This is a genomic window from Phytohabitans rumicis (genome assembly GCF_011764445.1).
GTDB classification, from domain to species: Bacteria; Actinomycetota; Actinomycetes; order Mycobacteriales; family Micromonosporaceae; genus Phytohabitans; species Phytohabitans rumicis.
In genome coordinates this window covers 3,243,133-3,266,192 of record NZ_BLPG01000001.1, presented here as the reverse complement: position 1 = coordinate 3,266,192, position 23,060 = coordinate 3,243,133, and the positions used below count along the sequence as shown (strand labels likewise).

Below are 23,060 nucleotides of genomic sequence, written 5' to 3'. Positions count from 1 at the left end.
CGTCCAGGATGCCCCACTCTCCCGGTTAGGTGTGATCCCCACCCGGTCATACCCAACTACCGGGACGGACGTCCTAGCCCGTGGCGAGCCGGGGACCGCTATCGTGAGTCGCCGCATCCTCCCGCGCACCCACCCCCAGGAGTGAGCTCGAACATGTCTTTGTTCGCCAGACTCAGCCTTGCCAACCGCGGTCTGGTCGCACTCGCCGCGGTGATCGTCACCGTGTTCGGGGCGTTCGCCATCCCCTCTTTGAAGCAGCAACTCCTTCCGTCGCTGGAGTTTCCGGCGGCATTCGTCGTCGTGCCGTACGCCGGCGCGGCACCGGAGATCGTCGAGCAGCGCGTCACCGAGCCGATCGAGAACGGCATCCAGGGCATCCCGGGTCTGTCCACGGTGACCTCCACGTCCCGGGAGGGCTCCGCGACGCTGCAGGTCGAGTTCGAGTTCGGCACCGACCTGGACGCGGCCGTCAACCGGTTGCAGACGTCGCTCAACCGGGTCGAGGCGCAGCTGCCCACCGGCGTGGAGCCGCAGGTCTTCGCCGGCAGCACCGATGACCTGCCCGCCGTCGTCCTGGCCGCCGCCAGCACCGACGGTGGTGAGGAGACGGATCTCGCCGACCAGTTGACCCGTACCGTCGTACCCGAGCTTGAAGCGATCGACGGAGTCCGCACTGTCGAGGTGACCGGGACCCGCGATCAGGTCGTGGTGATTTCGCCGGACCCGGCGAAGCTCGCGGCCGCACGGATGGACACGCGCGCCATCGCCACGGCCCTGGAGGCGAACGGCGTCGCGCTCCCCGCCGGCGGGTTGACCGCTGACGGCCGGACCCGCACCATCCAGGTGGGTACGCCGATCGGGTCCATCGAGGACATTCGCGAGCTGTGGTTGACGTCGACCACGCCGGGTGTCGCGCCGGTCAAGCTCGGCGCGGTGGCCACAGTGGATGAAGAGTTGGCCGCGCCGACCGGATTCACCCGCACGAACGGCAGCGACAGCCTCGGCATCGCGGTCACCGCTGCGCCGGACGGCAACGCGGTGGAGATTTCCCGCGAGATCCGCGACAGGCTGGCCGACCTCGGCAAGAAGTCGGGCGCGGACCTGACCGTGGTCTTCGACCAGGGGCCGTTCGTGGAAAAGTCCATCGACAGCCTGACCACCGAGGGCCTGCTGGGCCTGCTGATGGCCGTGCTGGTGATCCTGGTCTTCCTGCTTTCGGTGCGCTCCACATTGGTCACCGCGGTGTCGATCCCGCTGTCGGTTCTGGTGGCGCTGATCGCGCTGTGGGTCGGCGACTACTCGCTCAACCTGCTCACACTCGGCGCACTCACCATCGCCGTGGGCCGGGTGGTCGACGATTCCATCGTCGTTTTGGAAAACATCAAAAGACATCTGGGGTACGGCGGTGACAAGCGCCGGGCGATCCTCGACGGTGTACGGGAGGTGGCCGGCGCGGTGACCGCGTCGACGCTGACCACGGTGGCGGTGTTCGCCCCGATCGCGCTGGTCGGCGGGTTCGTGGGGCAGCTCTTCGCGCCGTTCGCGATCACGGTGACGGTGGCGCTGCTCGCGTCGCTGCTCGTCTCGCTGACCGTGATCCCGGTGCTGGCGTACTGGTTCCTGTCGTCGGCGACCAGCGCGGGCGACGAGGCGTCCCTGCGGCAGGCGGCCGACGAGCGGGAGCGGACCAGCTTCCTGCAGCTCGCCTACCTGCCGGTGATCGGGTTCGCCATGCGCCGGCGGTGGGCCACCGTGGGCATCGGGCTGGTGGTGCTTTTCGGCACGTTCGGGCTGTCCCGGGCGCTGGACACGAACTTCCTCGACGACTCCGGCCAGGACACCTTCACGATCACCCAGGAGATGCCGGCCGGCACCAGCCTGGCGGCCACCGACCAGGCGGCGCGCGCGGTCGAGGGGCTGCTGGGCGACACCGGCGAGGTCGAGTCGTATCAGGTGACGGCCGGGGGCGGCCGGGCGCCGTGGGAGGGTGGCGGGGTAACCACCGCCAGCTTCTCGGTCACCGTCAAGGACGGCGTGGACGCCGGCGCGGTGCAGGACACGCTGCGGCGGAAGCTGGACGGCTTCAGCGGCATCGGTCAGCTCACCGTGGGCGCCGGCTCGACGTCCGACGAGCTGGCGGTCGTGGTGCAAGCCAGCGACCCGGCCGCGCTCGCCCAGGCCACCAACCAGGTGCAGCAGGCCATGAGCGGCACGCCGGACGTCGACCAGGTCAGCAGCAGCCTGGCCACGGACGTGCCGCGGATCGACGTCGTGGTGGACCGGGCGGCGGCGGCCAAGTACCGGCTGTCCGACGCCGGGGTCGGCCAGCTCGTGGGGCAGGCGTTCCGCGGCCAGCCGATGGGCCAGGTCGCCCTCGACGGAGCCGAGCACGACGTGCTCCTGCGCTCCAGCGGTGCACCGGCCACGGTGGACGAGCTAAGGGCGTTCCGGATCGGCGCGATCAAGCTCGACGACATCGCGGACGTGACCGAGGTGGCTGGCCCGGCAGAGGTGACCCGGATCGACGGCGCGCGCAGCGCCACGGTCACCGGCACCGCGACCGGGTCGGACGTGGGCGCGGCGACCGAGGCGCTGACCGCGAAGCTGGCGGCGCTCGACATGCCGGACGGCGCGACTTACGAGATCGGTGGCGTCAGCGCGGACCAGCGAGAGGCGTTCGCCGACCTCGGGCTGGCGGTGCTCGCCGCGATCGCGATCGTCTTCCTGATCATGGTGGCGGCCTTCCGGAGCATCGTGCAGCCGGCGATCCTGCTGGTGTCGATCCCGTTCGCCGCGACGGGGGCGATCAGCCTGCTGCTGATCACGGGCACGCCGATGGGCGTACCGGCACTGATCGGCATCCTGATGCTGGTCGGGATCGTGGTCACCAACGCGATCGTGCTGCTGGACCTGATCAACCAGTACCGCGCGCAGGGCATGCCGGTGCAGGAGGCGGTGGTCGAGGGTGGCCGGCGTCGCCTGCGGCCGATCCTCATGACGGCGATCGCGACGATCTTCGCGTTGCTGCCGATGGCGCTCGGGCTGACCGGCGAGGGCGGGTTCATCTCGCAGCCGCTCGCGATCGTGGTCATCGGCGGCCTGATCAGCTCCACGCTGTTGACGCTCGTGCTGGTGCCGGCGCTCTACATGCTGGTCTACGGCCGCCGCACCATGCCGGCGACCGCGGCGTCGGCGCAGCGCGTCCCGAACGGCAACGGGACGCTCGTCGCCCCGCCGCCGTCGAGGCCGTCGGCGGCGTTGATCGAGGGCACCGATCAGTTCGAGGTGCTCCGCCTACCAAAGATCAAGAAGCCCTCTTCCTAGCGATCAAGGTAACGTACGCGTACGTGGCGTCTCCCCTCTCGGTCCTTACTCATAACCGGGACTTCCGCAACCTCTTCGTGGCCGAGCTGGTGGTGTTCGGCTCGGACTGGTTCGTGATGGTGCCGCTGCTGGTCCTGCTCCCCGAGCTGACCGGCAGCGGCCTCTGGGGCGGGCTGGTGCTCGCCGTCGACACCGGCCTGATCGCGCTGCTGCTCCCGCTCACCGGTACGGTCGCGGACCGGATCGACCGCAAGAAGATCCTGGTCGGGGCCAACATCGGCGCGCTGCTCGCGGTGCTGCTCCTGCAAGGGGTACGGGGTGCCGGCGCCGGCTGGATCGCGTTGGGCGCGATCGGGGCGCTGGCCGTGGCCAAGTCGTTCTACTCGCCGGCCGCGACGGCGGCGCTACCCAACGTGGTGGACGCCGTGGACCTGCCCGCCGCCAACGCGGCCTCCGGCTCGGCGTGGGGCACGATGGCGGTGGTCGGCGCCTCGCTCGGCGGCGTGCTGAGCTCCGCCTTCAGCCCGTACACCTGCTTCTGGGTGGCCGCGGTGGGGCTGGCGGTGGCGGCGGGCCTGGAGTGGCGGATCCGCCGCCCGCTGCAGGCCCCGCGGGAGCACACCGAGGCGGCGCCGCGGACCTGGACGGCGATCCGCGAGTCGCTGGCCTACATCGGGCACCGGCCGCGCGTGCTCGCGCTGGTCACGGTCAAGTCCGCGGTCGGCCTGGGCAACGGCGTGCTCACCGTCTTTCCCTTGCTCGCGGGGCGCTTCGGGGTGGGCGCGGTGGGTGCCGGGCTGCTCTTCGGCGTACGGGGCGCGGGGGCGCTGGTCGGGCCGCTCACGATGCGCCGCGTGCTGAACCACCGCTCCTGGCTGCTGCCCGGCCTGGCGCTGTCCATGTCCGCGTACGGGCTGGCCTATATGGGCGTGGCCGTCGCACCGTGGTTTCCGCTGGTGCTGGCGCTCGTCTTCGCCGCGCACTTCGCCGGCGGCACCAACTGGATCCTGTCCAACTTCGCGCTCCAGGGCGAGGTGCCCGACCGGTTGCGCGGCCGCGTCTTCGCCGCCGACCTCATGCTGGCGACCCTCACGATCTCGGTCAGCCAGCTCGTCGTGGCGACTCTGGTGGACCACGTCGACGAGCGGATCCTGCTCGTGGGCTGCGGCGCGATAACCCTGGTCTACGCCGTCGGCTGGGCGCTGGCCACCCGCGGTCTGCGCCGTGCTCCCGTGCCCGCCGTCGAGGAGCGTCCCTGATCAACTGGCCGACAGGGCCTCCGTCGGGGAGAGTCGGGCGGCGCGTATCGCGGGGTACAGGCCGGCCACCACGCCCACCGCCAGCGTCACGCCGAGGCCGGCGGCCATCGCCAGTGGGGGTACGACCGTGGGCCAGCCCTGGAAGGCGGCGTACGCGCTGGTGACGCCGCTGCCCAGCACGGTACCGCCGGCACCGCCCAGCGCGGACAGCAGCAGCGCCTCGGCCAGGAACTGCCCGCGGATCTGCCCCCGGGTGGCGCCGAGGGAGCGGCGTAGGCCGATCTCGCCACGCCGTTCCAGCACCGAGATGACCATGGTGTTGGCGACGCCGACCCCGCCGACGAGGAGGGCCACCGCGCCCAGCCCGAGGAGCAGGCCGCGCAGCGTGGTGTCGGTGGCCTGCTTGGCGGCGAGCGCGTCGGAGGGGCGGGAGACGCGGACCTCGTTGGGCGCACCCGGGTTGGCGGTACGCCCGAGCACGTCCCGTACGGCCGTCACCTGGCTCTCCAGCACCCGCACGTAGACGGTGGTCGGGTGCCCGTCGAAGCCCAGATAGGACGTGGCGGAGGCCCATCCCACGAGGGCCGCGGAGTCCAGCTCCGGCGCCAAAGGTACTGGATCCAATATCCCGACTACGGAGTACCACTCGTCGCCCAGCCACACCCGCATGCCCACCCCGGGTACGTCGAGCCGGCGCGCGGCGGTCGCGCCGAGCACCACCCCCGGGTACGTCGCCGTGGCGTTGTTCAGCCACGCTCCGCTGTGGACGGCGCCGCCGACGGTGCCGAGCAACCCCGGCTCGGCGGCCAGCACGGCGACGCTGCCGGTCTGCCCGCGCGGGATGTGGTCGTTGCGGTACACCGACGCGGCGAGCTCTGCCGTCGCGCTGACCGCCTCGACCGGCGCGATCCGGCCGACCATCGCGACCGACTCCGCGGGCAGCTTCGCGTCCTGCCCGCTCGCGGTCTCGCCCGGCGCGACGGTGAGCAGGTTGGTGCCGAGGCGCTCCAGCGTGCGTTCCAGTTCGGCCCGGCTGGACGTGGAGATGCCGACCACGGCGAGCATCGCGGCGATGCCGATCGCGATGCCCAGCGCGGAGAGGATGACCCGCAGCGGCCGGGAATGCAGGCCCGCGGCCCCCAGCCGGAGCAGGTCGGCCGGGCCGAGCCGGGCGGCCTTCACACGACCCTCCCGTCGCGCATCTCGACCTGGCGGGGGAGCGAAGCGGCGATCTGCCGGTCGTGGGTGATGACGACGACCGTGGTGCCGGCCGCGTGCAGGTCCCGCAGCAGGGCCATCACGCCGGCGCCGGATGCCGAGTCGAGGTTGCCGGTGGGCTCGTCGGCGAGCAGCAACGCGGGTTCGCCGACCACCGCGCGGGCGATGGCGACCCGCTGGCGCTCGCCGCCCGACATCTCATGTGGACGGTGGCGCAGCCGGTGGCCGAGGCCGACCCGTTCCAGCGCCACGGCCGCCTGCTGGCGTCGCTTCCGGCGCGGTACGCCGGCGTACAGCAGGCCGTCGGCGACGTTATCCAGGGCCGGCACGCCGGACGCCAGGTGGAACTGCTGGAAGACGAACCCGATCCGGCGCGCCCGCAGCGCGGACACCTCCCGGTCGGAGAGCGCCGCCACGTCGTACCCATCAATGTGGACGGTGCCGGACGACGGGCGGTCGAGCGTGCCGGCCAGATGCAGCATCGTGGACTTGCCCGAGCCGGACGGGCCCACGATGCCGGCCAGCTCGCCGTACCCGATGCTCAGGTCGACCTCGCGCAGCGCGTGCACGCCGCCCGGATAGCTCTTCGACACCCGGCTCAGCTCGATGACCCCGCTCACTCCGGGACCCCCACGGTCATGCCCTCGGCGAGGCCGTCGCCGCTCACCTCGACACGGCCATCGGCGAACAGGCCCGCCTCCACCGCCACGATCCGGGACGTGCCGCCGGAGACGACCTCCAGGCCGTACCCGCCCTCGGCGAGCGCCAGCAGCGCGGCGACCGGCACGGTGAGCACGTCCTTGCGCTGGCGGGCGGTGTATTTCACGGTGACCGGGCCGCGTTCCAGCTTGCCGAGCGCCTTCTGGTCGGCGATGGACACGGTGACGTTGATGGTGGGTTGGCCTTGTCCCTCGGCCGCCGGTGCCGCCGTTTCGTTGGCCACGGCGCCCACCTTGCCGGCCACGGTCTTTCCGTCCGGCAGCGTCACGGTCAACGGCGTGCCCTTGGCGGCCCAGGCCGCCTCGCCGGCACCCGTGGGCACGATGACGACCCGGGTGCTGCCGGTGTACGACACGACGTCGCCGGTCGCGCTGGCGCCTACCCGGACCAGCCGCTCCGCGACGCGTACCGCGCCGGGGGAGTAGACGACCTGGTCCTTGTCGACGGTGCCGGTCTCCGGCCGGCCCAGCTCCTTTTGCCAGCGCTTGACGGCGGCGGTGGTGGACGCCGTGAAGACATCGTCCACATTGAAGCCTTCATAGCCGAGCGCGGACAGGTTCTGCTCGAACTGGATCACGTCCGAACCGGTGACGTTCTCGGCCAGCGGTCGGTACATCGGCAGCGCACCGTACAGGAGCACCACCGGCAGCTCGTCGGCGCGCAGCAGGGCCTCGCCGCGGCGCACCGTCGCGCCCGGCTCGGGCAGCCAGGTCACCGTGCCGGCGGCGGTCGAGGCGAGCGGAATGGCCGTGCCGTAGCTCAGCTCACCGGCCAGCGAGGCGGACTCCACCAGCGTCTGCCGGGTCACCGTGACCGTCGTCGCCGGCCCCGTACGGTCCGTCGCCGGCTCCTGCGTACCCCGGCCGCCGAGGCCGAGCGTCGCCGCGCCGGCCACCGCGAGGGCGGCGGCCCCGAGGACCGCCGCCAGCACCTTGCCTCTCATCCCTGGTACGTCGCGTTGGGGTTGGGGGTCCCCTCGGGACGCCCTTGTAGGACCGGGTCACAGATCTGCATGGCCCGGATGGTTACCGCCTGCTCCTGCGGGCTCGCCTCGCCGCTGCCCCAGTTCTGCGGGAAATTGCCGTTGGCGTCGGGGTCGGGGTAGTCCGGCTGGCCGTTCTCGCGCATGCACTTCGCGTACTCGCGCCGGTTGGCGATCTGCTCCGGCGTGGCCGGCTCCTCCTCCGGCTCCAGCGCGGCGGGGACCTCCATCTGGAACTGCTCGCACGCTTCCTGCGCCGCGATGTTCTGGGGGTTGGCCTTGTTCTTCCGGTTGTCGTCGTCGCTGAAGTGGATCTGGCCCTTGGCGTCCGGGTCCGGAAAGTCGAAGCCCTGCTCGCGCATGCACGCCACCCACTTGCGCTGCGCCTCGACGTACTCGGCGACGCTGCCGCTGCCGTTTCCGGGCGAGGCGGACGCGGTGGGACCGCCGGTAGCGGCCGTGGCCACCGCCGGTGCCTCGTCGCCGCCGCAGCCGGCCAGCAAAAAGGACAGCGTGATCCCCGCCGCCACTATGGCGGCGCGTGTGCGGGTCATTGGTTACCTTCCTGGAGTGGGGACCGGCGACCAATGCCGGCCGTCGGTGGAGCCGTAGATGCTCCGATCCGGTCCGTAACTGTGGGTGTAGAACCAGCCGTCCGCGGCACGCCGTACCGGGGAGACCGCGCCGGGCAGGCCGTCGAGGGTGATTGGCCGGTAGCCGTCGGCGCCGGCGGCGAGCCAGCGCACCTCGTCCAGCGGTTCCCCGCTTACGTTCTGGGACAGCATGTGCGTGCCGTCCGCGGCCACGAACGACCCGTCGCCGCCGTTGACGGTGTCGATGGTGGCGAGCAATTCCGGCGCGCCACTGGCCTGGACGCGGTATGCGGAGCGGCTCGCCGCCCCGGTGCCGCGGGTGACGGCGTACGCCGTCCGCCCGTCGGCGGTGGTGGAGATCCGCACCGGGTCGCAGCGCAGGGCGCCGCCGGGCGGGTCCGGAATTCCGCGGGTGGCCCAGGTGTGGCCGCCGTCCGCGCTCATCGAGACGGTGGGCCGGCAGGGCTTGCCGGTCGTACCGGCTATCCACAGCACGCCCGCGGTGTTCCCTACCGGACCGGCGAGGAGCGTGCCATCGGGCTGCATGGATAGTGGCGCGTACATCTTGGATTTTGGATCCACGGCGTACACCTGGCAGGCGCCCTCGTCGGGCGTCGCGCAGATCGCCGCCCCACCCGCTGGCACCGCGTCCAGCGCCTTGGGTGCCCGCGTGGCCGCCGACCAGGTGCGGCCGCCATCGACGCTGACGGTGAGCGCCGCCTTGGGCCCGACCACGACCAGCGTCTGCCGGTCGACAAGAACGAGGTCGACGATTTCGATCTTGGGGCCGCGTGCCTGCCACGTGTCCCCGCCGTCGTCGGAGGCGACCAGCCGGACCCAGGTCTTGTTGCACGACCCGTCGGGGCACGCCGGATACGCCGCGTAAATGTGCTCGGCGTCGGCCGCGCCCACCCACTGCACCGGCCCGCTCACGTCCGGCGCCGGCACGGTGGAATCGGCCGGCGCGGGCGCCGCGCCATCCCGGGTCGTCGTGATCGCACTGCCCACGCCCACCGCGGCCACCAGGGCCACCGCGGCCACCACGCTCTTCACGATCCCATTCCGGGTACGCCGGCGGCGGCCGGCCGTGTACACGTCGTCGGCGACGAGGTAGCTCGGCGGCGACGGCGCCTCCGCGACTTCGTCGAACATCTCCCGCAGCCCGGTCACCATGCCCCTTACGTCCACCCACTAGTTCGGCGGGCGGCTCTATCGAGTCGCCCAGGATCCGGCGCAGCGCCTCCAGCCCGCGGGCGGTCTGGCTCTTCACGGTCCCCTGGGAGCACCCCAGGACCGCTGCCGTCTCGGCCACGTCGAGCCCCTGGTAGAACCGGCACACCAGGGTCACCCGCTGGCGCGGCGGCACCTGGCTCAGCGCCCGCTCGAAGAGCAGCCGCCGGGCCACCCCCTCGGCGTCGTCGTCCGCGCCGGCCACCTCCGGCGGCTCGGCGACCGTGCGCTCGCGGCGCCGCCACACCCGGCGCGTCTCCGCCAGGTACGCCCGCACCAGGCAGGTGCGCACGAAGGCGTCGAGCGCCTGCGGATCGCGGACCTTGTGCCACGCCGCGGCCAGCCGGATGAAGGCGGCCTGCGTGAGGTCGTCCGCCCAGTGCCAGTCGCCGCAGATCAGGTACGCCGTCCGCCGCACCACGTCCCGCCGGGCCGCGAAGTACTCGGTGAACTGGCGTCGATCCTCATGCTCGTCGCTGCGCATCCCGCTCCCTTCACCCCCTAGGTGCTCCGGCGCCACCGGGCGGGTTGCACGGGGCGGGCGGGAATTCTTCCGCCCCGCGTCGATCAAGGACTTCCGCGTCGATCAAGGGCAAACGGTCGTGGATTGGAGATCAAAGTACGACCATATGCCCTTGATCGACGCGGAAGTCCTTGATTTAGCATGGGGCGGTGGGGTTGAGGTTTGAGGACGGGGTGGTGCGCGTACGCGTGCCGGCGACGAGTGCGAACCTGGGCCCCGGGTTTGACGCGCTCGGTCTGGCGCTGGCGCTGTACGACGATGTCTCCGCCCGGGTGACCCCCACGGGCTGCACCGTCGCGGTGACCGGGGAGGGCGCCGGCGAGTTGCCCACCGACGCGTCCCACCTGGTGGTACGGGCGATGCTGGCGGCGTTCGACGAGATGGGTGGGCGGCCGGCCGGGTTGGCCGTGGAGTGCGTCAACCGGATCCCACAGGCGCGCGGCCTCGGGTCGTCGTCGGCCGCCATCGTGGCGGGGATCCAGCTGGCCCGCGGGCTCGTCGCCGATGCCGGGCGGCGGCTCGACGGCGCGGCCGCCCTGCGCCTCGCGGCCCGCATCGAGGGCCATCCGGACAACGTTGCCCCTTGTCTGCTTGGTGGGTTCACCGTCGCCTGGACCGAGGAGACGGGATCGATCGCCGTATCGCTGCGACCGGCGGCCGGCGTACACCCGACAGTTTTTGTGCCTGCGGAGCGCGGGTTGACCGCGGAGGCCCGGGCGGCGTTGCCGGCGAGCGTGCCCCACGCGGACGCCGCGCATGCGGCGGGCCGGGCCGCGCTGCTGGTCCACGCGCTGACCGCGGAGCCGGCGCTGCTTTTCGCGGCGACCGAGGACCGGCTGCACCAGGCGTATCGAGCCCCGGGGATGCCGGAGACATTTTCCCTGGTCACGGCGCTGCGGGCGGCCGGCGTGGCGGCTGTGGTCAGTGGTGCGGGGCCGACCGTGCTGGCGCTTTCGGCGGTGCCGGAGGGGTTCGAGGCGGGAATGGGCTGGGTCGGGTATCCGTTGGGAGTAGATGTCACCGGTGCCTGGGTTGAAGGGGTACACTGGGACACGCCGAGCGGGACCCTGTTGCCGCAGGTCGGATGAGTTGATTACGCTCTAGGCCAAGCACAGCCGCGAGGCAATAGATCTCTGCGTGGCGGCGCACCCCGAAGCATTCGGCGGTCAGTTCGTCTTACCCGCTGCTTAGGCCCACCGCTGCTGTGTTACAAACTCCCGCCCTGTTCGCGAGGCGGGTGCACCGAGGCCGCCCGGCCACCAACAGGATCTTCGATCCGGGCAGCCCCGGCCTATCGAGGGAAGGAATCCATTGAGCGACACTACCGACGTGACGTCGGATGTCTCCAACGTCGCTGAACAGGCCGCCACCGGCAGCACGCGCCGCCGGCGCAGCGGCACCGGGCTGACGGCGATGCTGTTGCCGGAGCTGCAGAGCCTGGCCGCGTCGCTCGGCATCTCCGGTACGGCCCGGATGCGCAAGGGCGAGCTGATCGCCGCCATTTCTGAGCGCCAGAGCGGCGGCTCGGACGGCGGCAGCGCGCCGCGGCAGCGGGCCGAGGTCGCGGCCGCCGCAGCGCCGGCTCGCGAAGAGGTACGCGCCGAGGTGCGCGACACCACCGACAGCGAGCGTCGTGGCGGCGACGCGCCCGTCCAGTCTCAGGAGCCAGCTGCCGAGGGCGGCGAGGAGCGCACCCGGCGCCGGTCCAGCCGGCCCGCGGGTCCGCCGGAGTCCCGGCAGGAGTCCCGCACGGAGGCCGGCGGCGACGAGGCGGAGCGCGGTGAGCGGCCCGAGCGCGGTGACCGTGGCGACCGCAACGAGCGCGACTCACGCAACAGCCGCGACCGTGGTGAGCGGGGGCAGCGCGACTCACGCAACGACCGTGGCGACCGCAACGAGCGCAATGACCGCAATGACCGGGACCGCAACGACCGGGACCGCGACGGTGACGACGACGGCGACGACGGCAGTGGCCGGCGCAGCCGGCGCAGCCGCTTCCGCGACCGCCGGCGGGGCCGTGGCGAGCGCACCGAGAGCGGCAGCGGCACCAGCGGCGGTGGCGGCAACGAGCCGCAGGTGACCGAGGACGACGTGCTCGTGCCGGTCGCCGGCATCGTCGACGTCCTGGACAACTACGCGTTCGTGCGCACGACGGGCTACCTGTCCGGTCCCAACGACGTGTACGTCTCGATGTCCCAGGTCAAGAAGTACGGCCTGCGGCGCGGCGACGCGGTGACCGGTGCGGTGCGTACGAACCGCGAGGGCGAGCAGCGCCGCGACAAGTACAACCCGCTGGTCCGGCTGGACACCATCAACGGCATGGACCCGGACGAGGCACGGCGGCGGCCGGAGTTCTATAAGCTCACCCCGCTGTACCCGCAGGAGCGGCTGCGGTTGGAGACCGAGCCGCACATCCTGACGACGCGGGTCATCGACCTGGTCATGCCGCTGGGCAAGGGCCAGCGCGCGCTGATCGTCTCGCCGCCGAAGGCGGGTAAGACGATGGTGCTGCAGGCGATCGCGAACGCGATCACCCGCAACAACCCCGAGTGCCACCTCATGGTCGTCCTCGTCGACGAGCGGCCGGAAGAGGTCACCGACATGCAGCGGTCGGTCAAGGGCGAGGTCATCGCGGCCACGTTCGACCGCCCGCCGCAGGACCACACCACGGTCGCGGAGCTGGCGATCGAGCGGGCCAAGCGCCTGGTCGAGTTGGGTCACGACGTGGTCGTCCTGCTCGACTCGGTGACCCGGCTCGGGCGGTCGTACAACCTGGCGGCGCCGGCCAGCGGCCGGATCATGTCGGGTGGTATCGACTCGACCGCGCTGTACCCGCCGAAGCGGTTCCTGGGTGCGGCCCGCAACATCGAGAACGGCGGCTCGCTGACCATCCTCGCCACCGCCCTGGTGGAGACCGGGTCCATGATGGACACGGTCATCTTCGAGGAGTTCAAGGGCACCGGCAACGCCGAGCTCAAGCTCGACCGGAAGATCGCCGACAAGCGCGTCTTCCCGGCGATCGACATCAACCCGTCCGGTACGCGTAAGGAAGAGATTCTGCTCGCGCCGGAGGAGTTGGCGATCGCGCACAAGCTCCGCAAGGTGCTGCACTCGCTGGAGTCGCAGGCCGCGCTGGACCTCCTGTTGGACCGGCTCAAGCAGACCCGGACCAACATCGAGTTCCTCATGCAGATCGCGAAGTCGACACCGGGGGAGTAAGCACTCACCCGCTGACCAGGGCGTCCCTCATTGAGGGGCGCCCTGATCGTCTGTGATCGCACAGTCTGTCCGGTCTCCCTGTAACGCCGTGTGAAATTGTGCTCACACTGTGCGGCACGGGGGAACGTCAGCTGAGGAGGCGCAGATGACGGTGCCGGGCTATCGCAACGCGCCCGTGCCAGCCTGGGATCCGAACGAACCGGCCGATCTCGCGGAAGCCGAGGAGTTCCTCCGGCTCTGCTACGCCGAGCAGCCCAGGCTGGGCCCGGTAGAGCCGCGGCTCGCCGTGATCCGTGCGCAGGTCGCCGCGACCGGGTCGTACGTGCACACGACCGAGGAGCTGACCTGGGGCGCCAAGGTGGCCTGGCGCAACGCCAGCCGGTGCATCGGCCGGCTCTACTGGCGCAGCCTCGTCGTGCTGGACCGCCGCCGGGCGCGCACCGCCGAGGAGATCTACGCGCTGCTGGTACGGCACCTGTGTACCGCCGGCGACAGCAGCACGGTGCGGCCGGTGATCTCGGTCTTCGCGCCGGCGGTGCCGGGCCGCCCCTACGCCCGGGTGTGGAACGAGCAGCTCATCCGGTACGCCGGCTACCGCACGGCGACCGGTGAGGTGGTCGGCGACCCCCGGTACGCCGGCTTCACCGCCGCCATGCAGGCGCTGGGCTGGCGGGGCAAGGGGGAGGCGTTCGACGTACTGCCCCTGGCCATCGAGACGCCCATGGAGGGGGTCCGCCTCTTCGAGCTGCCCGAGCGGGCGGTGCTGGAGGTGCCGATCCTGCACCCGGAGCTCGGGTGGTTCGCGGAGCTGGGGCTGCGCTGGCACGCCGTACCGGCGATCTCCAACATGCGGCTGCGGGTGGGCGGGATGAACTACCCGCTGGCGCCGTTCAACGGCTGGTACATGGGCACCGAGATCGGCGCGCGCAACTTCGCGGATCCGGACCGCTACGACATGCTGCCGGTGGTGGCCCGGCGGCTCGGCCTGGACACGTCCCGGGAGTCGACGCTCTGGCGGGACCGCGCGCTGGTGGAGCTGAACAGGGCGGTGCTGTGGTCGTTCGAGCGCGTCGGCGTGAAGATCACCGACCACCACACCGAATCCGACCGGTTCCTCGCCCATCTGCGCAACGAGGCCCGGGCCGGGCGCGAGGTGCCGGCGGACTGGAGCTGGATCGTGCCGCCGATGTCGGGCGGGGCGACCGGGGTCTTCCACCGGTACTACCACGAGGCCGACCAGCGCCCGAACTTCTACCTGGATCCGCAGGCGAGCGCGCTGGCCAGCGGCGCGGTGTGCCTGCTGCACGGTCCGGCGCAGTGCGTCGCTTGAAATTTTCCTTCAAGTCATGCGGAAGCTATTGAAAGTTCTATGCGTCATCGGGTTGACTACGCGGCATGCGTCGTGTGCTCGTTCTCGCGTTGCTGCTGGCGTTCGTCGGTCCTGCTCCGGCAGTGGCTGCCCCGGCGGCGGCTGCTCCGGCGGTTGATGCTTTTGACGACATCGAGACCTACCGGCGCACCCGGCCGGTCGCGCCGGGGCTGGAGCTGACGTCGTTCGACCGGTACCACGCCGACGGGTGGCTGCGCGCCGACGCGCTCACCGCGGACCTGTCCGGCAAGCTGAGCGTCGACTACGTCAACTCGGGCGAGGTGGCCAAGACCGAGCCGCTCCGTGCCGCCGCCAACCGTGCCCGCGCGGTGGCCGCGGTCAACGGCGACTTCTTCGACATCAACAACTCCGGCGCGGCGCAGGGCATCGGCATCCAGAGTGGACGGCTCGTCCAGTCGCCGATCCAGGGCCGCAACAACGCCGTCGGCATCACCGCCTCGGGCGTGGGCCGCGTGGTGGAGGTGCACTTCGACGGCGCGGCGGCGCTGCCGGGCGGAAACCGGCTGGCGCTGACCCAGTTCAACAACATGGTGCAGCCCTCGGGAGTGGGGGTGTTCACGGCGCTGTGGGGCTCCTACGACCGCAAGCGCGCCGTCGAGGGTGCGGCCAGGGTGACCGAGGTCGTGCTCGCCGGCGGGGTGGTGACCTCCGTCGGCCCGGCGCCCGGTACCGGCCCCATTCCGGCCGGCACCACCGTCCTGCTGGGCCGCGAGGAGGGCGCCGACGCGCTGGCCACGCTCCAGCCCGGCGACCCGGTCGACGTGGCGTACGCGCCGAAGGCGTCGGACGGGAGCACCCTGAACGCGGCCGTCGGCGGCCGGCAGGTGCTCGTCAAGGACGGCGTACCGCAGGACATCGGCGACGCCACGCCCGAACCCCGTACGGCCGTGGGCTTCTCCGCCGACGGGCGGCGGATGTACCTGCTCACTGTGGACGGTCGCCAGGCCGACAGCCGCGGGGTCACGCTCACCGAGCTGGGCCGGCTCATGGCCGAACTCGGTGCGCACAACGCGCTCAACCTCGACGGCGGCGGATCGTCCACACTGCTCGCCCGCGAGCCCGGCCAGGCCGAGGTGCAGGTCGAGAACAGCCCGTCCGACGGCTCCGAGCGCCCGGTGCCCAACGGTCTCGCGCTCTACGCCGCCCCGGGTTCCGGCCGGCTCGCCGGCTACTGGGTGGAGACCGCCGCCGACCCGGCGGTCGCGCCCGGCACCGATCCGGTCCGCGGCGGCCACCCGGACCGCGTCTTCCCGGGCCTCACCCGCCGCCTCACCGCGGCCGGCTACGACGAGACGTACGGCCCGGCGTCCGGCTCACCCACCTGGCGGGCCACCCACGGGTACGTCGACGGCGCCGGCGTCTTCCGGGCGCTGCTGCCCGGCACGGCCACGGTGACCGCCTCCCGGGGACGCGCCTCCGGCAGCATCCGCCTCGACGTCCTCGGCCCGCTCGACCGTATCGGCACCACAGTGGAGCGTCTCGGGTACGGCACCGGTGGTGCGGGCTCGTTTGGCGTCGTCGGCTACGACAGCGACGGCAACAGCGCGCCGATCGAGCCGGCCGACGTGCGCCTGTCGTACGACACGTCGCTGCTGGAGATCACCCCGGCGGACAACGGATTCTTCGCCGTACGCGCCAAGAAGGACGTCGGTGGCGGGCTCGTCACGGTCCAGGTCGGACAGTCCACGGTGGCTTTGCCGGTGACCGTGGGCCTGGAGGACGTGCCGGTGGCGACGTTCGACGACGCGGCGAGCTGGAAGTTCAGCCACGCCCGGGCGGCGGGGTCGGTGGCGCCCGCGCCCGGCCACACCGGCACGGGCCTTTCGATGTCGTACGACTTCAGCCTCTCCACCGGCACCCGGGCCGCGTACGCCGACCCGCCGGCCTGGATCGAGGTGGCCGGGCAGCCGCAGGCGTTCGGCATGTGGATCTACGGCAACGGCACCGGCGAATGGGCCCGCCTGCACCTGCACGACGCGCTCAACCAGCAGCACGTGCTGAGCGGCCCGCTGATCACCTGGACCGGCTGGCGGTACGTCGAGATGGCCGTCCCGGCCGGCGTCCAGTACCCGGTGCGCATCCGTCGCTTCTACGTCGCCGAGACGCGCGCCAGCGTCCAGTACAAGAGCGCGGTGGTGATCGACGACATCGTGGCGAAGGTGCCGCCGACGGTTTCCCAGCCGCCTTCCTCGCCGCGGACCGATCGGATCGTGCTGCGGGACGGCACAGTGGACGGTGCTAAGTGGCGCTTCGCGGTGATGTCCGACGCGCAGTTCGTGGCCGCGGCCCCGGACAGCGACCTGGTCGCCCAGGCCCGGCGTACGCTGCGCGAGGTCAAGGCGGCCAAGCCGGACTTCCTCGTCATCAACGGCGACTTCGTGGACACCGCGACGACGGCCGACTTCGCGCTGGCGAAGCGGATCCTCGACGAGGAACTGGCCGGCGAACTGCCCTACTACTACGTGCCCGGCAACCACGAGATCATGGGCGCACCGCTGTCGAACTTCCAGGCCGTCTTTGGTGAGGCTTTTAGAACGTTCGACCACAAGGGAGTCCGGTTCGTCACCCTCAACTCGTCCACCGGCACGCTGCGCGGTGGCGGGTTCGACCAGGTGAAGCTGCTGCGTTCGGCGCTGGACTCGGCCCGCGCGGACCGGCGGATCCACACCGTCGTCGTGCTGGAACACCACCCACCGCGCGACCCCACGCCGGCCAAGGGCAGCCAACTCGGCGACCGCAAGGAGGCCGCCATGGTGGAGCAGTGGCTGGCCGACTTCGAGCAGGAGTGCGGCAAGGGCGCCATGTTCGTGGGTGCCCACGTCGGCACGTTCAACGCCGACCGGGTGGACGGTGTGCCGTACGTCATCAACGGCAACTCGGGCAAGGGCCCGTCGACCGCGCCGCACCTGGGCGGGTTCACCGGCTGGACGCACTTCGGCGTCGACTCCCGCGGCGACATCGTGGCGGAGACGCAGGCGCACGTGGACTCGCTGGCCTTGGACGCACCCGCGACCGCGCCGCGCGGTTCCGCGGTCGAGGTGTCGGCTGTCGTGGTGCAGGCCGGTCGCGAGGTGCCGGTGGCCGCGCCGGTCAGCGCCGACTGGACCGCGTCGCCGGGTGTCCACATCGGATCGCGGGCCGGCGTGCGGCCGTGGCACGTGGCGTGGTTCGACCCGTCGACGGGGCAGTTGGTCGGGTTGCGGTCGAGCGGCGCAGTGGAACTGGCCGTGACGGTGAACGGCGTGACAGCCCGGGACGTGGTCAACCTGGCTGCCTGAACCCGCGAGCGCCGCGCCCGCGGCGTGGTCGGGCCGCGCGTGTGGCGTGGTCGGGCCGCGCCTGCGGCGTGGTCGGGCCGCGCGTCGATCAAGGGCTTCCTCGTCGATCAAGGGCAAACGGTCGTGGATCGGAGATCAAAGCGCGACCATATGCCCTTGATCGACGCAGAAGTCCTTGATCGACGCGGGGCCGGAGGCGCGGCGGGGCGCGGCGGCGGCGCGGTGGGGCGGGGCGCGGCGGGGCGGGGTGCCCGCGGGAGCGCTAGAAGTCGCCCTCGGCGACCTGGAAGACGGTCAGGCCCAGCTCGCGCCACATGCGTACCACCTGCATCCGGTCGTCGAAGACGCCGACCACGTGGTAGCGATCGCGGATCTCGCGTTCGAAGATGTCGTGCTTGACCACCGCGTCCCGGCGGGTGTCGTCGAGGTCGCGCATGTAGAGCGCCTCGTACGGCACTCCGACGTGGCGGTCGAGCCACACCTTGGTAGCCGCCCGCGCCGACTCGTCGCGCCCGGTGCAGTACACGATGGCGTGGCCGGCGGCGTGCATCGCCCGCACCGCGGCGATCACCGCGTGGTGCGGCTCGTCCTGGCCGACCCGGCGCATGTCGTACGGGCTGCGCTTGCCCATCAGCGCCACGGTGCCGTCGATGTCCACCAGGACGATCTTGGGGGCGCCGGGCGGCGGGACGTACTCCGCGCCCTGGACGGCGGGCTCGACGTGCGGCACCGGCAGGGGGAGGGTGCGCCCGGCCAGGAAGTGGTCGTGCATCCGGCGGATCGCGGCCTCGCCGACCCGCTCGTTCTCCGGGCGGTCGGCGTCGCGCCGGACACACTCGTCCACAGGTACGTCGGTGAAGTCGTGCACCTCGAAGGTCGCGCCGAGGCGGGCGGCCATTTCGGCCCACTCCCGTACCGTCTTGGTGCGCAGGTTGGTGTCGTCGACGATCACGTCGGCGCGGGCCCGCAGCAGGGTCTCGACCTGGGCCCGCTGGACGGCCGTCACCTGCCCCTCCGCCCACTGGGTGTAGAGCCGGTCGCCGTGCAGCATCCGGCGCAGGTCGTCGCGGTTGACCCGGACCACGCCCGGTTGCAGCTTGCGGGCGAACGTGGTCTTGCCGGACGCGGGCAGCCCGCGCGTGATGATCAGTCGTGGCATCTCACCTCCAGGATGCCAGAGGGTGCCCCGGCTGAAGAATTTGTGCCTAGCCACGGAGGCGACTGCAAAGTATTTTCACGTCATGCAGGTTTCGCGTCGTGCCGTGTTGTCCACCGTTCCCGCGGCCGCGTTGCTGGCAGCGGTAGGGGCGCGGCCGGCGACCGCCGCGGTGAGTGCGGATTTCGCCACGCTGATGGACAACATGGTGGCGATGTTCGCCGGCACGGCGGAGTCCAGCGCCCACCCCGACGTCGCCGCGAAGCTGGCCACCATCGACTCGACGGCCCGGACCTGGCTGACCGCCATGGACCAGGCCGGTCCGGGCGAGCTGTTCGCGGGTTGGCCGCTGGGCACCAGCGACACCAACCTCAAACGGACGTCGCAGAGCCTTTACGAGATCGCGCTGGCCACCCGGGTACCGGGCTCGGCCCTGCACGGCGATGCCGTGGTGCAACGGCGGGTCGTCGACGGCCTGGCCCGGATGCACGGGAACTACTACGGCGACCAGGCGAAGGGGTACTACGGCAACTGGTTCAACTGGGAGATCGGCATCTCGACCGACGTCAGCCGGACGCTGGTGCTGCTGGCCGCGGAGCTTGGCGCGTACCGGCCCGACCTGGCGGCGACCTATGTCGCCTCGATGGACGCCTACCTGCGCAACGGCAGCAACGGGGACGTGGACCTGAATTCGCGCTTCCACACCGGCGCGAACCTCGCCGACATCACCGCCAACCGGATCCTGCAGGGCGCGGTCCTCGGCGACGGTGCCCGGGTCGCCAAGGCGGTCGCCGACCAGTTGACCGTGTTCGCCACCGTCGACCCGTACAACCTTCAACACGGTGTCACGGACGGGTACTACGCCGACGGATCCTTTATCCAACATTCATCCGTGGCGTACACCGGGTCCTACGGCAAGGCACTGCTGACCCGCGTGGTGCAGACCATCAAGACCCTCGACGGGACGAGCGTGGCGCACGGTGACGACCTGATGGGGGTGGTGCAGGGCTGGGTGGCCAACGGCTTCGCGCCGCTCATCTTCGAGGGCTATCTGATGGAGATCGTCAAGGGCCGCGCGGTGTCGCGGACCGGCACCGGGTACGCCGACGTGGCGCAGGTCATCGAGGCCGTCGTGGACCTGTCCGGCTACGCCCGCGGCACCGACGCCACGGCGCTGCGGGGATACGTCAAGTACCTGCGGCAGTCCTCCCGGGCATCCATCAACCCCACGACGTTCGTGTCGCCGGTCAGCATCGTCCGGTACGCCGATGTCCTCGCCGACGCTTCGACCGTGGCCAAGGACCTGAGCGCCGCCGAGCGCAGCGTCGCGTTCAACGCCATGGACAAGCACGTCCACCGGCGCCCGGGGTACGCCTTCGCGCTCGCCCGCAGTTCCAGCCGGATCAGCAAGTACGAGTACATGAACGGCGAGAACCTGATGCCCTGGTTCCAGGGCGACGGCGCGCATTACCTGTACCTGTCCGGACAGGATCAGACGCTGGCGTACGGCGTCGACCACTACACCACGGTCTCGCCCTACCGCCTGGCCGGCGTGACCGCCCCGGTGGAGAGCCGGCGCACCATCCCGCAGCTCTACGGCACCATGTGGTACGAGAACCCGGCGCTCGGGTTCACCTCGTCGTCCGAGTCGCAGAACAGGTACGTCTACTTCCCGCGCGGCACCAATGCGTTCTCCGGCGGCGCCGTGCTCGGTGCGTACGGCGTGGCGGGCCTGGTGCAGTCCGACGACTTCGCCTACGCGGCCAAGCAGGCCGGCGACCTGCCGGACGACTTCGTGGCCTATCGCAACGCCGGGGCCACCAAGTCGTGGTTCATGTTCGACAACGAGGTCGTCGTGCTGGCCGCGGGCGTGGGCGATGGCGCGGGCCGGGCGGTGACGACGACCGTCGACAGCCGGATCGCCGCGGTCTCCGACGAGGTCGTGCTGGGCGGGGCACGGCGGGACGGTGCGGCGTGGGCCGGCACGGGTACCGCGCGGCTGGCGTGGCTCCGTTACGCGAACGCGACGCTGGGTACGTCGGTGGGGTACGTGTTCCTCGACCACCAGCGGGCGACGGTCTCCCTCGACGAGGTGACGGCCAGCCGGCGCGTGGTGCGACTGTCCAATCCAGACGTTCAGGTGTCGAAGCGCGTGTTCTCGGTCGGGTACGAGCAGCCGGCCGGGGCGGCGCCCACCGCCATGGCGTACGCCATCGTCCCCAACGCCTCAGGTCAGCAGTTGAGAGCCTACGCCGGCGGACCGGTGGACGTACTGGTCAATACCACCCGCGTCCAGGCGGTCAAGCACCGCGGGCTGGGCCTCACCGGAGCCAACGCCTTCGCCGCCGGGCTCCACCACGCCGGACAACTGGCCATCGAGGGGCCCGCCTCGGTGATCGTGCGGACCACGTCCGGCGGTGTGACATCGGTCGCCGTGTCCGATCCGACCATGCAGCGCGACACCGTCGTGCTGACCGTCCGCGGCCGTACCATGCGGGTCATGTCGGCGGACCCGGCGGTTCGGGTCCGGCCATGCGCCGGCGGCACCCGGATCGAGGTCGCGACTCGGCACGCTTACGGGCGCACCTTCACCGCGACATTGCATTGAAAGATCACGCGGGAATGCGCCGATGGTGCCCCGCGTTCCACCGACTGGCCAGGCATGGCACACTGGTCAATCGGCCAAGGTTCCGGTTCACGCCACGATCCGACGGCGACCCGGCGACCAATTACGAGAGGACCGAGGCGAATGAAGCCCGACATCCACCCGCAGTACGTTGTGACCGAGGTCACCTGCTCCTGCGGTAACACCTTTACGACCCGCAGCACGGCGAAGAGCGGCGTGATCCACGTCGAGACCTGCAGCGCCTGCCACCCGTTCTACACGGGCAAGCAGCGCGTGCTCGACACCGCCGGCCGGGTCGCCAAGTTCCAGCAGAAGTACGCCAAGGCCGCGGCCAAGAAGGCCAAGTAGCTACCCCGACGGCGCCCCCTCGGCTTGACCGAGGGCGGGCGCCGTTCGCATTCTTCCCTCGACCAAGGGGTACGCCGATGAGCACCGACCGCCTGACGACGCTGCTGGACGAGTACGCGGAGCTGGAGAAGCGACTCGCCGATCCGGCGATCCACGCCGACCAGAACACCGCGCGCCGGGTCGGGCGGCGGTTCGCCGCGCTGGCGCCGCTGTACAAGGCGGCCGGCGAGCTGGAGGTGGCTCGCGCGGACCTTGAGGCGGCCCGGGAGCTGGCTGCGGAGGACGCCTCGTTCGCCGCCGAGGCCGAGGCGATCGCGGCCAGGCTGCCCGGCCTGGAGGAGCGGCTGGCGGAGCTGCTCATCCCGCGCGACCCGCACGACGCCAAGGACGTGATCCTCGAGATCAAGGCGGGCGAGGGCGGCGAGGAGTCCGCGCTCTTCGCGGGCGACCTGCTGCGCATGTACGTCCGCTACGCCGAGCGGCACGGCTGGGTCACCGAGGTGATCGACGCCCAGGACTCGGATCTCGGCGGTGTGAAGGACGTCTCGCTGGCGGTCAAGACGAAGGGCGTACCCGAGGGCGGCAACGGCGTCTGGTCGCGGCTGAAGTGGGAGGGCGGCGTGCACCGGGTGCAGCGCGTGCCCGTCACCGAGTCGCAGGGGCGCATCCACACCAGCGCCGCCGGCGTGCTGGTCCTGCCCGAGGCCGAGGACGTCGACGTCTCGATCGACCCGAACGACCTGCGCATCGACGTGTTTCGCTCGTCCGGGCCCGGCGGCCAGTCCGTCAACACCACCGACTCGGCCGTACGGATCACCCACCTGCCCACCGGCATCGTGGTGTCCTGCCAGAACGAGAAGAGCCAACTGCAGAACCGGGAGCAGGCGATGCGGATCCTGCGCGCCCGGCTGCTCGCGGCCGCCCAGGAGCAGGCCGACGCGGCCGCCTCGGACGCCCGGCGGTCCCAGGTGCGCACCGTCGACCGCTCGGAGCGGATCCGGACGTACAACTTCCCGCAGAACCGGATCACCGACCACCGGATCGGCTACACGGCGTACAACTTGGATCTGGTCCTGGCCGGCGATGTCGACGGCGTCCTGGACGCCCTGGCCGAGGCGGACCGCCAGGCCCGCCTGGCCGGCGAAACCACGCTGTCCCGCTAAATTTCCGTGATCAAGGCGTCCTTCAAGTTGC

General features: G+C 71.4%; 13 protein-coding genes and 3 pseudogenes. 9 read left to right on the top strand and 7 right to left on the bottom strand.

Annotated features, from left to right (window positions below; translation table 11 throughout):
- Nucleotides 1–153 precede the first annotated feature (153 nt).
- Together Prum_RS14185 and Prum_RS14180 are read left to right on the top strand one after the other, a co-directional pair.
- A pseudogene (locus Prum_RS14185) lies at nt 154–3,379 on the top strand (efflux RND transporter permease subunit).
- Nucleotides 3,348–4,583, top strand: a complete 1,236-nt coding sequence (locus Prum_RS14180; RefSeq protein ID WP_173077011.1) for an MFS transporter — start codon at nt 3,348–3,350, stop codon at nt 4,581–4,583. Before Prum_RS14185 ends, Prum_RS14180 begins: the two are co-directional and overlap by 32 nt.
- Here Prum_RS14180 and Prum_RS14175 read toward each other — a convergent pair whose 3' ends face one another.
- From Prum_RS14175 to Prum_RS14150, 6 genes and pseudogenes are all read right to left on the bottom strand, one after another.
- The gene (locus Prum_RS14175; protein ID WP_173077010.1) at nt 4,584–5,765 is read right to left on the bottom strand and encodes an ABC transporter permease; all 1,182 of its coding nucleotides are present in this window, start codon (nt 5,763–5,765) and stop codon (nt 4,584–4,586) included. It lies immediately after the preceding gene.
- Complete coding sequence (locus tag Prum_RS14170; protein ID WP_173077009.1) at nt 5,762–6,421, bottom strand: ABC transporter ATP-binding protein; 660 nt, start codon at nt 6,419–6,421, stop codon at nt 5,762–5,764. Before Prum_RS14170 ends, Prum_RS14175 begins: the two co-directional genes overlap by 4 nt.
- Nucleotides 6,418–7,464 carry a peptidoglycan-binding protein gene (locus Prum_RS14165; RefSeq protein ID WP_173077008.1) on the bottom strand — a complete coding sequence of 349 codons (1,047 nt, stop codon included), beginning with the start codon at nt 7,462–7,464 and terminating at the stop codon, nt 6,418–6,420. The genes Prum_RS14170 and Prum_RS14165 overlap by 4 nt, the downstream gene beginning before the upstream one ends.
- Complete coding sequence (locus Prum_RS14160; protein ID WP_173077007.1) at nt 7,461–8,057, bottom strand: hypothetical protein; 597 nt, start codon at nt 8,055–8,057, stop codon at nt 7,461–7,463. Before Prum_RS14160 ends, Prum_RS14165 begins: the two co-directional genes overlap by 4 nt.
- A 3-nt stretch (nt 8,058–8,060) precedes the next feature.
- The gene (locus tag Prum_RS14155) at nt 8,061–9,269 is read right to left on the bottom strand and encodes a sialidase family protein (protein WP_218577241.1); all 1,209 of its coding nucleotides are present in this window, start codon (nt 9,267–9,269) and stop codon (nt 8,061–8,063) included.
- Nucleotides 9,270–9,333: 64 nt separating this feature from the next.
- Nucleotides 9,334–9,810 (bottom strand): annotated as a pseudogene (locus tag Prum_RS14150) (sigma-70 family RNA polymerase sigma factor); the annotation flags it as partial.
- 188 nt (nt 9,811–9,998) lie between these two features.
- Here Prum_RS14150 and thrB point away from each other — a divergent pair.
- From thrB to Prum_RS14130, 4 genes and pseudogenes are all read left to right on the top strand, one after another.
- Nucleotides 9,999–10,942, top strand: a pseudogene (thrB, locus tag Prum_RS14145) (homoserine kinase).
- A gap of 218 nt (nt 10,943–11,160) precedes the next feature.
- Entirely contained in the window at nt 11,161–13,068 is a 1,908-nt protein-coding gene (gene rho / locus Prum_RS14140) for a transcription termination factor Rho (protein ID WP_173077004.1), read from the top strand.
- Between the two features lie 145 nt (nt 13,069–13,213).
- The gene (locus Prum_RS14135) at nt 13,214–14,398 is read left to right on the top strand and encodes a nitric oxide synthase oxygenase (RefSeq protein WP_173077003.1); all 1,185 of its coding nucleotides are present in this window, start codon (nt 13,214–13,216) and stop codon (nt 14,396–14,398) included.
- Between the two features lie 65 nt (nt 14,399–14,463).
- Nucleotides 14,464–17,736 (top strand): phosphodiester glycosidase family protein, encoded by a 3,273-nt coding sequence (locus tag Prum_RS14130; protein ID WP_173077002.1) that lies wholly within the window; start codon nt 14,464–14,466, stop codon nt 17,734–17,736.
- Nucleotides 17,737–17,998: 262 nt separating this feature from the next.
- Here the strand turns inward: Prum_RS14130 and Prum_RS14125 are convergent, their stop codons facing one another.
- On the bottom strand, nt 17,999–18,895 hold the full coding sequence (locus tag Prum_RS14125; RefSeq protein WP_173077001.1) for a phosphatase domain-containing protein: 897 nt from the start codon (nt 18,893–18,895) through the stop codon (nt 17,999–18,001).
- Between the two features lie 82 nt (nt 18,896–18,977).
- Between Prum_RS14125 and Prum_RS14120 the strand changes: the two genes are divergently transcribed.
- From Prum_RS14120 to prfA, 3 genes are all read left to right on the top strand, one after another.
- Nucleotides 18,978–21,500: a polysaccharide lyase family 8 super-sandwich domain-containing protein gene (locus Prum_RS14120; protein ID WP_173077000.1), complete on the top strand. Its 2,523-nt coding sequence runs from the start codon at nt 18,978–18,980 to the stop codon at nt 21,498–21,500.
- A gap of 141 nt (nt 21,501–21,641) precedes the next feature.
- Complete coding sequence (rpmE, locus tag Prum_RS14115; RefSeq protein WP_173076999.1) at nt 21,642–21,866, top strand: 50S ribosomal protein L31; 225 nt, start codon at nt 21,642–21,644, stop codon at nt 21,864–21,866.
- Between the two features lie 77 nt (nt 21,867–21,943).
- Nucleotides 21,944–23,029, top strand: coding sequence for a peptide chain release factor 1 (gene prfA, locus Prum_RS14110; RefSeq protein WP_173076998.1), 1,086 nt, complete (start codon nt 21,944–21,946; stop codon nt 23,027–23,029).
- The last annotated feature ends 31 nt before the right edge of the window (nt 23,030–23,060 follow it).

Excerpts from the sequence above, each read along its gene's own strand:
- Prum_RS14165 (WP_173077008.1), bottom strand. The coding sequence starts at position 7,464 with ATGAGAGGCAAGGTGCTGGCGGCGGTCCTCGGGGCCGCCGCCCTCGCG.
- rpmE (WP_173076999.1), top strand. The coding sequence starts at position 21,642 with ATGAAGCCCGACATCCACCCGCAGTACGTTGTGACCGAGGTCACCTGC.
- prfA (WP_173076998.1), top strand. The coding sequence starts at position 21,944 with ATGAGCACCGACCGCCTGACGACGCTGCTGGACGAGTACGCGGAGCTG.
- Prum_RS14125 (WP_173077001.1), bottom strand. The coding sequence starts at position 18,895 with ATGCCACGACTGATCATCACGCGCGGGCTGCCCGCGTCCGGCAAGACC.
- Prum_RS14160 (WP_173077007.1), bottom strand. The coding sequence starts at position 8,057 with ATGACCCGCACACGCGCCGCCATAGTGGCGGCGGGGATCACGCTGTCC.
- Prum_RS14155 (WP_218577241.1), bottom strand. The coding sequence starts at position 9,269 with ATGGTGACCGGGCTGCGGGAGATGTTCGACGAAGTCGCGGAGGCGCCG.
- Prum_RS14130 (WP_173077002.1), top strand. The coding sequence starts at position 14,464 with ATGCGTCGTGTGCTCGTTCTCGCGTTGCTGCTGGCGTTCGTCGGTCCT.
- Prum_RS14135 (WP_173077003.1), top strand. The coding sequence starts at position 13,214 with ATGACGGTGCCGGGCTATCGCAACGCGCCCGTGCCAGCCTGGGATCCG.
- Prum_RS14120 (WP_173077000.1), top strand. The coding sequence starts at position 18,978 with ATGCAGGTTTCGCGTCGTGCCGTGTTGTCCACCGTTCCCGCGGCCGCG.